This is a genomic window from Streptomyces sp. NBC_00091 (assembly GCF_026343185.1).
Taxonomy (GTDB): domain Bacteria; phylum Actinomycetota; class Actinomycetes; order Streptomycetales; family Streptomycetaceae; genus Streptomyces.
In genome coordinates, this window is record NZ_JAPEMA010000001.1 from 2,767,710 (window position 1) to 2,779,740 (window position 12,031).

The following is a 12,031-nucleotide window of genomic DNA, read 5'->3' on the forward strand; positions in this document are numbered from 1 at the left end:
CATCTCTCCGTTCAACATTCGCCGAGCACCACGACCGAGGTGACCTTCCAGGGCTCGCCCAGCCGTTCGGTGACGAGGGTGAAGGACGACAGCTGTGAGGGCTTGTCCCTCAGCTGGTCGGTGGGGGCGCCGCTCGCCCGGTCGTAGATGAGCCAGCGGTCGAGGTCCACGCAGTCCTGGAGGACCCGCGACCGCGCGCCGGTGATCTCCATGCCGTCGATCCGGTGCCCGACGTCGCCGCGTACGACCTGCCCCGCCTCGCTGAACCGGCGCAGCATGCCGCGCATGTTGTCGAGCTGGGCGCCGGTGGTGCTCCGGGCGAGGGCCGGGTCCTCGGGGTCGGCCCGCTGTCCGGCGGCCAGCAGGTCGGCCCAGTACGTGTCGTACGCCTGCCGGACGTCGCCGGCCGGCGGCACCAGGGCGGGGCCGGTGGACGCCGGGGCGGACCGGGGCGATCCCGACGCCTGGTCGCAGCCGGTGGCGAGGAGCGCGGGCGTCAGCACCAGGGCCGCGGCCGCCCACCAGCGCCTCACGCCGTACCGTCCTTGAGGACCTTCCCGGCGGTCCGCACCTGCTCGTCCAGGTGCTTCTTCTCCTGGTCGAGCCCTTCCTTGTTCTTCTCCACGGCGGTGTTCTGGTACGCCGTCAGCGCGGCGGCCCAGGTGTCCGTGAGCTTGCTCTTCTGCTTGCAGCCGACGTCCGTGGTGGCCGCCGTGATCTCCTCGGAGGTGACGGGCCCGGTCCACCGGGTGCCTTCCATCTGCTGGAGTTCCCAGGGGGTCTTCACCTGGAAGCCGGCGTCGCGCATGCAGCTGCTCCACTGCCCGATGGCGGCGAGGACCCGGCTGTCGCCCCGCGCCCGGTCGTTCGCCTGCTGCGTCAGCTCGTCCAGCAGCTTGGTACCGGCCTTGCCGCTCTCCGGGTACAGCTTGCGGGTGGCCTCCCCGGAACAGCCGCCCTCCGGTGCGCCGGGCTGCGCGGGTGCGCCGTTCTGCGGGCCGAACAGGGCGGCGGCCTCGTTCGGGTCCTGTTTCTTCGTATCGCGGGGACGGTCGGGTAAGGCGCCGTTCCGGTAGCCGAATTTCTTCGCGTATTCGGCGTCGACGAGGCCGATTCCGGTGCTGCCGCGTTCCGTTCCGGTCACGACGTAGGTATTCGAATTCCTGAAGGAGGAGAAGCCGAGCCGGTGCATGCAGGCGTCGGTGAGAATGTCCTGCGCCTGCTGCATGGTTTTCAGCTGGTCCTTGTCGAACGCGTAGGCGTCCAGCGGCAGTCCGGCACGGGCCGGGTCCGCCTGGGGCGTGACCTTGATCCGGGGTTCGGCCCCGGGCGAGGAACCGGATCCGGAGCCCGGGCCGCCGCCGTCGGCGGATCCGCCGGAACAGGCGGTCAGGGCTGCGGCGAGGAGCAGTGCGCCGAGGGGCCCGCGAGCGTGGCGGGGCCGGATGGAGCGCGACACGATCGACCTTTCCGTGGTGTACGGGTGGCCCTAAACTGCCGGGCGAGCCCGGTGCCGGGACCGATTCCAGCGGTCCCGGCACGGGTGACTGCGCACGGTGGATCTAGTGGATCTAGTGGATCTGGCGCATCCGGTGGATCAGCAGATCAGTGGATCAGCAGTGCGTGGAGGCCCACCTGGCGAGCAGGGTCTCCGAGCTGAAGCCGATCTTGCCGGTGCTGTTGTTCTTGTGCTTCGTCCACCACTCGTTGCCGTTCACGCTCGTGCCGTTGTCGTAGCAGATGGGCGAGATCGTCTGGCTGCGGTAGCCGAGACCGGTGACCCGGGTGTCGCTGGTGTACGGGGTCACGCGGAGCCGGACGCCGTCCTGCAGGTAGTCGCCGGCCGAGGCGGCCGTGGCCGTCCCGAGGCCGAGCGCGACGGTGGAAAGGGCGAGGGCCAGGGCCTTGGTTGCCTTGCGCACGTTGTCATCCTCTCGATGAGCCGACAGATCGTGATCCGGCCGAGAGGAATTCCACGAGCCTGCGACGAATGAGTCGCGACGGATCCCCCCGGTCCGGTGCTAGACGATGGCACGAACGACAATGCGGTGCCAGGGGGTATCGGGGGTACGGCCGAGTCCGGCTTGAATGCGATGTTTCGAGCCGGAGATCTTCGGCACGGACCATTCAGATCCGTTTCCGTAAACGCGCAGGAGGGGGCGCCACGCGGAAACGGTATGCCCGGCTCCTCCCCTAATGGATGATCAGAGGCCGTTTCGCGGTTGTCCGGTTTTCGGCGGCGCGTAGCGGCCCCGCAGTTCCGACAGCACCCCGAAAGCGGCCGCCGTCAGCGGTACGGCGAGCAGCATCCCGAGGATTCCGGCCACGCTCGCCCCGGCCGTGATCGCCAGCATCACCACCGCCGGGTGCATCTGCACGGTCCGGCTCTGGATCATCGGCTGGAGGACGTGGCCCTCCAGCACCTGTACGGCCAGCACCACGCCCAGCGCCCACAGCCCGATGATCCACCCCCGGTCGGCGAAGGCGACCAGCACGGCGACGGCGCCGGAGATGAAGGCGCCCAGGTAGGGGATGTACGCGCCGACGAACACCAGCGCGCCGAGCCCGACCGCGCCCGGTACGCGCAGCACCAGCAGCCCGACCGTGATGCACACGGCGTCGATCGCGGCGATGAAGGTGGTGCCGCGCATGAAGCCCTCGACGGCCTGGTAGGCGCGGCGGGCCATGGCCTCCACGGTGTCCCCGGTGGCGCGCGGGGCGAGGGAGCGCAGGGCGCCGGCGGCCCGGTCGGAGTCGCGCAGGAAGAAGAAGATCAGCAGGAGGGCGAGGACCGCGGTGGCGATCATCTCGCCGACGACGCTGAGGCCGGTGATGACGCCGGAGGCGGCCGTGCCGCCGAACTTGGTGAGCAGCTCCTTGGCGTTGGCGGCCAGGTCCTGGAGCGAGGTGCCCGCGGCCCCGAAGTGCTCGGCGAGGTCCTGGCCGGCGCGCTTGAGGGCGGCGACGATCTGGTCGCCGGTCTCGATGAGCGCGGCGACGACCACGTACGTGGCCCCGCCCACGACGGCCACGACGGCCAGGCAGGTGAGGGCGGCGGCGACGGAGCGGTTCACCCTCAGCCGGATCAGCCGCCGGTGCAGCGGGCCGAGGAGCGCGGTGCCGAGCAGGGCCAGCAGGACCGGTGTGACGGCGGTCTTGAGGATCACGCAGAGCCATACGCCGACGGCGACCACACCGGTGACGAGCAGGACGACGGCGCACCAGGCGGCCAGCCGCCGCACCGGTTCGGGCAGCAGGGGGGTCGTCGGCATCGCCGGGTCCACCTTTCGGCTTCGGGGGAGTCACGCCCCCTGATCGTCGCAGGCCTCAGGCGTTCGCGGCGTCGGACTCGGCGTCGGACTCGGCGTCGGAATCGTCGGCGTTCCCGGCGTTCTCGGCCGCGTCGTCGGGCTTGGACCGCTCGTACAGCTCGAACCAGATCGACTTGCCCGCGCCCCTGGGGTCGACGCCCCAGGTGTCGGCCAGCATTTCCATCAGCAGCACACCGCGCCCGCTGGAGGCCATCTCCCCGGGGTGCCGCTTGTGCGGGAGCTCGTCGCTCGCGTCGGCGACCTCCACGCGCAGCCGCCGGGTGCCCAGTTCGCCCACCGCCTCCGCGACCAGCAGCGCGTCGCCGTCGGTGTGCACCAGCACGTTGGTCACCATCTCGGAGACCATCAGCTCCGCCGAGTCCACCTGTTCCGTGTCCGACCAGTCGTGCAGCAGCTCCCGGACCTGCCGGCGCGCGCCCGCGATCCGCTCCGGCTCCGCCTGGGCCACGGTCAGCACGGTGCGCCGGGCGGGCCGTACCGGGTGCGCCAGGGGCGTTCCGCAGCCGCAGCCCTCGCCCTCGCGGCACAGCAGCACCACGGCTATGTCGTCCTCGCGGCGGTCGGCCAGCGGGCCGGTCGTGTGGTGCGAGGAGGGCCCGTGGACGGCCTGGACCAGCAGGTCGGCGAGGCGTTCGAGGTGGCCGGCGGTGAGTCCGGCGCCGGTGGGCTCGCCGGGGCCGTAGATGTCGGCGTCGGACTCCAGGATCGCCCGCAGCCGCGCCCAGCCGGTTTCCAGGTCGTGCCCGCCGGTCTCGATGAGCCCGTCGGTGCACAGCATCATCGTCTCGCCGGGTTCCAGGGCGAACCGGGTGGTCGGATAGTCGGTGTCGGGGACGATCCCGAGCGGCAGCCCGCCGGCCGTCGGCCGCATCAGCACGGTGCCGTCCGTCATCCGGATCGCCGGATCGGGGTGCCCGGCCCGGGCCACCTCCAGCATCCCGGTCTCCGGGTCGCACTCCACGTACAGGCAGGTCGCGAAGCGGGGGCTGAGGAGGTCCGACTCGGCGGCGGAGCCGTGTTCCCCCGCCCCGGCCTCCTCCTCCTGGGAGGAGCAGAGCCCGTCCAGGAAGCGGGAGGCCCGCGACAGCACCGCGTCGGGCCGGTGCCCCTCGGACGCGTAGGCCCGTACGGCGATCCGCAGCTGCCCCATCAGCCCGGCGGCCCGTACGTCGTGCCCCTGGACGTCGCCGATGACCAGCGCGAACCGTCCCGAGGGCAGCGGGATCATGTCGTACCAGTCGCCGCCGACCTGGAGTCCGCCGCCGGTGGGGACGTAGCGCGCGGCGATGGTCATGCCGGGGATCCGCGGGCCGAGCTGGGGCATCATCGACCGCTGGAGGCCGGTGGTGAGTTCCCGTTCGGACTCGGCCACACCGGCCCGCTGGAGGGCCTGCGCCAGCATCCGGGCCACCGTCGTCAGCACGGACCGCTCGTCGGGCGAGAAGGTCACCGGGTGCTTGAACGCGGCCATCCAGGCCCCCATGGTCCGCCCGGCCACGATCAGCGGCAGGAAGGCCCAGGAGGCCCGGCCGAAGGGCCGGGCCAGCGGCCAGGTGACCGGGAAGCGCCGCTCGTAGTCCTCCGGCGTGGGCAGGTAGATCGCCCGTCCGGTCCGTACGACCTCGGCGGCCGGGTAGTCGGTGGCCAGCGCCATGTCCGTGAAGGGGGCCTCGTCGCCGGGGGCGTGCCCGTGGTGTCCGATGACCGACAGCCGGTCGCCCGCCATCCCGAAGACGGCCAGCCCGTCGGGGCTGAAGCCCGGCATGGACAGCGAGGCCGCCACCCGCAGCACCTCGGCCGTGGAGCGCGCCTCGGCCAGGGCCCGGCCGGCGTCCAGCAGGAAGGCCTCGCGGGAGCGCCGCCAGTCGCCGGTGATCGGGGTGTGCGCGGCGGTGGTGCCGGGCTGGGGCTCGGCGATCTCCTGGATGGTGCCGATCAGCTCGTAGTCCGTGCGGCCGTCGGCCGTCCGGTTCTCCAGGGGCTTGGAGCGGCTGCGTACGGTGCGCAGCACGCGCCCGTCCTCGTCCATGATCCGCAGCCGGGCCTCGGCGAGGGTGCCCTCGGCGACGGCCAGGGTCACGATGCCGTTGATCTCGTTCCAGTCGACCGGGTGGAAGCGCGAGCGCACGGCGACCTCGGGCAGCACGGCGGGCTCGGCGGGCAGCCCGAGCAGCCGGGCGGCCTCGCTGTCGAGGGTGACCGTCCCGGAGGCGTTGTCCCATCGCCACAGACCCGTCGCGATGGCGGCCAGGACGTCCTCGGTGCGCACCCGGTCATCTTTACAGGTCATCCCGCCGGCCTGCCTGTTCAGGACCCTCGTCGGGCGCGCCCGCGCGGTGCGCCGCCCGGACGGTAACCTTGGGACGGTTGAATCCACCCTGGTATCGCGTAGAACTGGATGACTGATGCATCGGTACAGGTCCCACACGTGCGGCGAGCTCCGTGCCTCCGACGTCGCCTCCGACGTCCGGCTGAGCGGCTGGCTGCACAATCGTCGAGACCTGGGCGGCATCCTCTTCATCGATCTGCGTGACCACTACGGCATCACGCAGCTCGTGGCCCGCCCCGGCACCGCCGCGAACGAGGCGCTCAGCAGCGTCACCAAGGAGACCGTCGTCCGCATCGACGGCAAGGTCGTCTCCCGCGGCGCCGACAACGTGAACCCCGAGCTCCCCACCGGTGAGATCGAGATCGAGGTCTCCGAGGTCGAGGTGCTCGGCGCCTCCGCCCCGCTGCCCTTCACGATCAACACCGACGACGGTGTGAACGAGGAGCGGCGCCTGGAGTACCGCTTCCTCGACCTGCGCCGCGAGCGCATGCACCGCAACATCATGCTGCGCTCGGCCGTCATCGCCTCCATCCGCTCCAAGATGGTGGCCCTCGGCTTCAACGAGATGGCGACCCCGATCCTCACCGCGACCTCCCCCGAGGGCGCCCGTGACTTCGTCGTCCCGTCCCGCCTGAACCCGGGCAAGTTCTACGCCCTGCCGCAGGCGCCGCAGCAGTTCAAGCAGCTGCTGATGATCTCCGGCTTCGACCGGTACTTCCAGATCGCGCCGTGCTTCCGCGACGAGGACGCCCGCGCCGACCGCTCGCCGGGCGAGTTCTACCAGCTCGACGTCGAGATGTCCTTCGTCGAGCAGGAGGACGTCTTCCAGCCGATCGAGCGGCTGATGACGGAGATCTTCACCGAGTTCGGCAAGGGCCGCGAGGTCACCTCGCCCTTCCCGCGGATCCCGTTCCGCGAGTCGATGCTGAAGTACGGCAACGACAAGCCCGACCTGCGCGCCAAGCTGGAGCTCGTCGACATCACCGACGTGTTCGAGGGCTCGGAGTTCAAGGCGTTCGCCGGCAAGCACGTGCGCGCGCTGGCCGTCCCGGACACCGCCGCCCAGCCGCGCAAGTTCTTCGACGGCCTCGGCGAGTACGCGATCTCGCTGGGCGCCAAGGGCCTGGCGTGGGTCCGCGTGGGCGAGGACGGCGGGCTCACCGGCCCGATCGCCAAGTTCCTCACCGAGGAGAACGTCAAGGTCCTCACCGAGCGTCTGGGCCTGGCGGCCGGGCACGCGGTGTTCTTCGGCGCGGGCGAGTTCGACGAGGTCTCCAAGATCATGTCGGGCGTCCGCGTCGAGGCGGCCAAGCGCGCGGGCCAGTTCGAGGAGAACGTCTTCCGCTTCTGCTGGATCGTCGACTTCCCGATGTACGAGAAGGACGAGGAGACCGGCAAGATCGACTTCTCGCACAACCCCTTCTCCATGCCGCAGGGCGGTATGAAGGACCTCGAGGAGAAGGACCCGCTCGACATCCTGGCCTGGCAGTACGACATCGTCTGCAACGGCATCGAGCTGTCGTCGGGTGCCATCCGCAACCACGAGCCCGAGGTCATGCTGAAGGCCTTCGAGATCGCCGGCTACGAGGCCGAGACCGTCGAGCGCGAGTTCGCCGGCATGCTGCGCGCCTTCCGTCTCGGCGCCCCGCCGCACGGTGGCATCGCCCCGGGCGTGGACCGCATCGTGATGCTGCTGGCCGACGAGCCGAACATCCGCGAGACCATCGCCTTCCCGCTCAACGGCAACGCCCAGGACCTGATGATGGGCGCGCCGACGGTGCTGGAGGAGTCCCGCCTGCGCGAGCTGAACATCGCCCTGCGCAAGCCGGTCGAGACCAAGCCGGCGGACGCCAAGCCGATCGCCGAGGCCGTCCACCCGGACGCCGCGCGGTAACGCTGCCGCTCCGGTGACGCGGAAGGGCCCGGGATCCTGGCGGATCCCGGGCCCTTCGTCGTGCCAGTCGCTGCGGCTGTCGCTGCCGCTGCTAGAACCGCTCGAGGATGCCCTTGAGGAGGGCGGCGGAGGTCAGCTCCGTGGGGGCCGGGCCGGCGTGGAAGAAGCCGGCGTTCTCGGCGTCCAGCTTGCGCAGGAAGTCGAAGGCCTTGGCGTCGTGGTCGCCGAACGCGACGAACTGCCAGTGGATGCCGGGGGCGGCGGTGGCGGCGTCCGCGATCGCCTGCCGGGCCGGCTGGCGGTTGTCGGGGGCGCCGTCCGTCTGGAAGACGACCAGGGCCGGGCCCGTGCCGCCGTCCTTCTGGTAGCGCTCGACGACCGCCTCGACGGCCACGTGGTAGCTGGTGCGGCCCATCCGGCCGAGCTCGGCGTGGCGGGCCTCGACCCAGGCCCCGTCGTGGCCGTCGAGGGTCAGCTCGGCGGTGCCGTCCAGCTCCGTGGAGAAGAACACCGTGTGGACGGTGGCCTCCTCGTCCAGGTGCGCGGCGAGGGCGAGGGCGTGGTCGGCGAGGTGCTGGGCACTGCCGTCCTTGTAGAACCCGCGCATCGAGCCGGACCGGTCCAGTACGAGGTACACCTTCGCGCGGGCCCCGGCCTTGCCCTTGGCCCGCAGCACCTGCCCGGCGGCCTTGTACGCCCCGGCCACCCCGGCCGCCCTCCGCCGCACCGCTGCCGCGGCGACGGCAGCCCCTTCCGCCTGCGGCGACGCTTCGGCGACGACCTCCGGCTCCGGCTCGGTGGCTGACGCAGCGGCGGGCTCCTCCTGCGCCTGCGGCGCGGGCTCGTCCGACGCGGCTTCCGCCTCGGCGGCGGGCGCGGAGCCCTCCTGCGCCGTCGGCGCGACGGCCTCGACGGCCGTCAGGTCGGCCTGGGGCTCGAGTCCGGCGTCGGCCGCGTCCGCCTCGACGGCGGCGGCGACCGGTTCGGCCTCCGGCGCCGGCTCGGCGGCTGCCGCAGAGGCGACGGGCTCGGCCTCGGGGGCCGCTACCTCCGCCTCGGCGGCGGGCTCCTCGTGCACCTGCGGCGCGGCCTCGTCCGACGCGGCTTCCGCCTCGGCGGCGGGCCCGGCCTGGGGCTCGGAGCTCTCCTGTGCCGTCGCCTCGACGGCCTCGACGGCCTCGACGGCCTCGACGGCCTCGACGGCCTCGACGGCCTCGACGGCCTCGACGGCCTCGACGGCCTCGACGGCCTCGACGGCCTCGACGGCCTCGACGGCCTCGACGGCCTCGACGGCCTCGACGGCCTCGACGGCCTCGACGGCCTCGACGGCCGCCAGGCCGGCCTGAGGCTCAGCCTCGACGGCGGCTACGTCGGCGGCCTGCTCGGCCTCCACCTCGGCGGCGGCGACCGGTTCGGCCTCCGGCGCCGGCTCGGCGGCTGCCGCAGCGGCGACGGGCTCGGCCTCGGGGGCCGCTACCTCCGCCTCGGCGGCGGGCGCGGCCTGGGGCTCGGGTTCGGTGTCGGTCGGGACCTGGTTCTCAGGGGCTTCCTGTGCCGACGGCGCGGGGGCCTCGACGGCCTCCGCGGCCGGTTCGGCCCCGGTCTGCGCCGCAGGCGCGGGTTCTGCGGGCGCCTCGACGGCAGTCGGCGCGGGCTCCTCGGCGGGAGCCGGGGGCTCGGCCTGCGCCGCTACGGCGACCGGCTCGGGTTCCGCGGGGGCCTCGGTGGGCGGCTGCGGGGGCGTGGGAGCTCCCGCGGGCTCCGGAACCGCCGGAGGCACGGGGCGGCGGGCTTCCGGGACCGTGGGGTCCGTGGTGGGGGCCGGGGCGGTGAGCAGCGTGCCCGGCTCGCGGTCGCGCGGCGCCGACTGCGGCGGGACCGTCGGATTGTCGAAGGACGCCGCCACCATTTCGGCGGCCACGTCCAGGGGGGTGCGTTCGGTCTGGCTCGGGACGGCCGCCGAAGGGGTGCCCGACGTCTCGGGGACCGGCTCCGCAGCCCGTCCGAACACCTTGCGCAACAAGCTCCGAATACCCATGGGCCAGGCCTTTCGCATGAGTGCGTGCGTCATTTGTCCGTGCTGCGCGGTTGATCCCTGCCCAGAGTGGACACGTAAGGTTATCGGCCCCGTGGCTGGAACTTCGGCAGGGGCGCCCTTCGTGGCGCCCGGCTGCCCACCCAACCGGGCCCCTTACCCGAACTGCCCCTCCGCCGTGCCGGGTTCATTCAGCGTTCATCCCCGCGCCGCCGCATCGGCGCAACCCCCGCCTACCGTCACGGCTGGATTCCTACCGACACGTTGTCGGCGCCGTGCACTTCACCGGAGGACACCTCGTGCGCAAGCTCCTGCCGCTCATCGGCAACCCGCATGGGAGCGGCCGTTCCGCTCTCACCTGTCGCTACCGCTGTGGCGACGCATGCTTCCACGAGGTGCCCAACACCAGCGACAACGAGTACGCCGGCGACGTCATAGCCCGCGCCTACTCCCGCCGCTCGATGCTGCGCACCGCCGCGATCGTCACGGTCGCCACCGCCGCCGGCACCGCCGTCACCCTCGGCGCGGGCGGCAGCCAGAGCGCCAGCGCCGCCCCCGCGTCCGACGCCGAGGCCAAGCGCGCGGGTGGCGAGGCCGCCCGCGGTCTGCGCTTCAAGCCCGTCGCGCCGAACACCGACGACAAGGTCACCGTTCCCGAGGGCCACGAGCAGAACGTGGTCATCCGCTGGGGCGAGCCGATCATCAAGGGCGCCCCGGCCTTCAACGCCGACAAGCAGACCGCCGCCGCCCAGGCCGGCCAGTTCGGCTACAACAACGACTTCCTGAGCCTGCTCCCGCTCGGCGGCAAGTACGAGCGCCAGCAGCTGCTCGTGGCCAACCACGAGTACACCGACGAGAACCTCATGTTCAAGGGCTACGACCCGGCGAACCCGACCCGCGAGCAGGCGGAGATCGCCTGGGCCGCGCACGGCCTGTCCGTGGTCGTCGTCCAGGAGGACCACCGCAGCGGCAAGCTGACGGCCGTCACCCGCCACGAGCTCAACCGCCGCCTGACCGCGACCAGCGAGTTCCGGATGACCGGCCCGGCCGCGGGCAGCGCCCTGCTGAAGACCTCCGTGGACACCACCGGCACCAAGGTGCTCGGCACCCTGAACAACTGCGCCGGCGGCACCACCCCGTGGGGCACCACCCTCCACGGCGAGGAGAACTTCAACCAGTACTTCGGCAACGCCGGCCAGGTCACCGACCCCACCCAGGCCGCCCGCCTCAAGCGCTACGGCGTTTCCGCCGGCGCCACCGAGCGCAAGTGGGAGCGCTTCGACAAGCGCTTCGACGTCGCGCAGGAGCCCAACGAGTCGCACCGCTTCGGCTGGGTCGTCGAGCTGGACCCGTACGACCCGAACTCGGTCCCCCGCAAGCACACCGCGCTCGGCCGCTTCAAGCACGAGGCCGCGCAGCCCCGCCTGACCGAGGACGGCCGCCCGGTCGTCTACATGGGCGACGACGAGCGCTTCGACTACTTCTACAAGTTCGTCTCCTCGAAGCGGATGCAGAAGGGCAACTCGCGCGCGGCGAAGGAGCACAACCTCACGCTGCTCGACGAGGGCACCCTCTACGTCGCCAAGCTCACCGGCGACTCCCCGGCGGCCCAGTTCGACGGCTCCGGCAAGCTGCCCTCCGACGGCGAGTTCGACGGCTCCGGCGTCTGGATCAAGCTGGCCACCGGCAACGTCTCGCACGTCGAGGGCATGACCGCCGAGGAGGTCTACGTCTTCACGCGCCAGGCCGCCGACAAGGTGGGCGCGACCAAGATGGACCGCCCCGAGGACGTCGAGCCCTCCCCGCGCACCGGCCGCGTCTACGTCGCGCTGACCAACAACACCGACCGCGGCAAGCCCGGCAAGGCGGAGGGGGCGACCGAGGCCAACCCGCGCAACCTGAACAAGCACGGCCAGATCCTGGAGCTCGCCGAGAACTTCGACGACCCGGCGGGCGACGGCTTCGCCTGGCGCCTGTTCCTGGTCGCCGGCGACCCGAACGACCCGGCCACCTACTTCGCGGGCTTCCCGAAGGACAAGGTCAGCCCGATCTCCTGCCCGGACAACGTGGCCTTCGACCCGCACGGCAACCTGTGGATCTCCACCGACGGCAACCAGCTCGGCTCGCACGACGGCCTGTTCGGCGTCGCGACCTTCGGCGAGCGCCGCGGTGAGCTGAAGCAGTTCCTGACCGTCCCGCGCGGCGCCGAGACCTGCGGTCCGATCATCCAGGACAAGCGCGTCCTGGTCGCCGTCCAGCACCCGGGCGAGCTCGACGGCGCGTCCGTCGAGAAGCCGCAGTCGGTGTGGCCCGACGGCCCGGGCAAGATCGTCCGCCCGGCGGTCGTGTCCGTGTGGCGCAAGGACGGCAAGAACATCGGCGTCTGATCCGGCCGGTGAGCAGGGCGAGTTGACCGGCCACCGGGGTTGTGTTTCACGTGA

8 protein-coding genes are annotated in these 12,031 nt (G+C 72.1%); 2 read left to right on the forward strand and 6 right to left on the reverse strand.

The window, feature by feature from the left end:
• Positions 1-11: 11 nt before the first annotated feature.
• The 5 genes from OOK34_RS12715 to OOK34_RS12735 all read right to left on the reverse strand — a co-directional run bounded on the left by OOK34_RS12715 (position 12) and on the right by OOK34_RS12735 (position 5,601).
• Positions 12-533: a hypothetical protein gene (locus OOK34_RS12715; protein ID WP_267033961.1), complete on the reverse strand. Its 522-nt coding sequence runs from the start codon at positions 531-533 to the stop codon at positions 12-14.
• A complete protein-coding gene (locus OOK34_RS12720; protein ID WP_267033962.1) occupies positions 530-1,459 on the reverse strand; it encodes a hypothetical protein in 930 nt (309 codons plus the stop codon). Before OOK34_RS12720 ends, OOK34_RS12715 begins: the two co-directional genes overlap by 4 nt.
• Before the next feature lie 154 nt (positions 1,460-1,613).
• Entirely contained in the window at positions 1,614-1,922 is a 309-nt protein-coding gene (locus OOK34_RS12725; protein ID WP_267033963.1) for a hypothetical protein, read from the reverse strand.
• Positions 1,923-2,204: 282 nt separating this feature from the next.
• Positions 2,205-3,272 (reverse strand): AI-2E family transporter, encoded by a 1,068-nt coding sequence (locus OOK34_RS12730; protein WP_267033964.1) that lies wholly within the window; start codon positions 3,270-3,272, stop codon positions 2,205-2,207.
• Between the two features lie 55 nt (positions 3,273-3,327).
• Positions 3,328-5,601, reverse strand: coding sequence for a SpoIIE family protein phosphatase (locus OOK34_RS12735; RefSeq protein WP_267036723.1), 2,274 nt, complete (start codon positions 5,599-5,601; stop codon positions 3,328-3,330).
• A 136-nt stretch (positions 5,602-5,737) separates the two neighbouring features.
• On the opposite strand from OOK34_RS12735, the gene aspS reads away from it, so the two are divergent.
• On the forward strand, positions 5,738-7,555 hold the full coding sequence (gene aspS, locus OOK34_RS12740) for an aspartate--tRNA ligase (protein ID WP_267033965.1): 1,818 nt from the start codon (positions 5,738-5,740) through the stop codon (positions 7,553-7,555).
• 91 nt (positions 7,556-7,646) lie between these two features.
• On the opposite strand, the gene OOK34_RS12745 is transcribed toward aspS, so the two are convergent.
• The gene (locus OOK34_RS12745; protein WP_267033966.1) at positions 7,647-9,593 is read right to left on the reverse strand and encodes a VWA domain-containing protein; all 1,947 of its coding nucleotides are present in this window, start codon (positions 9,591-9,593) and stop codon (positions 7,647-7,649) included.
• Between the two features lie 296 nt (positions 9,594-9,889).
• On the opposite strand from OOK34_RS12745, the gene OOK34_RS12750 reads away from it, so the two are divergent.
• Positions 9,890-11,977, forward strand: coding sequence for a PhoX family phosphatase (locus tag OOK34_RS12750; RefSeq protein ID WP_267033967.1), 2,088 nt, complete (start codon positions 9,890-9,892; stop codon positions 11,975-11,977).
• The last annotated feature ends 54 nt before the right edge of the window (positions 11,978-12,031 follow it).

Coding starts and splice junctions, on each gene's coding strand:
- OOK34_RS12745 (WP_267033966.1), bottom strand. CDS start 9,593: ATGGGTATTCGGAGCTTGTTGCGCAAGGTGTTCGGACGGGCTGCGGAG.
- aspS (WP_267033965.1), top strand. CDS start 5,738: ATGCATCGGTACAGGTCCCACACGTGCGGCGAGCTCCGTGCCTCCGAC.
- OOK34_RS12730 (WP_267033964.1), bottom strand. CDS start 3,272: ATGCCGACGACCCCCCTGCTGCCCGAACCGGTGCGGCGGCTGGCCGCC.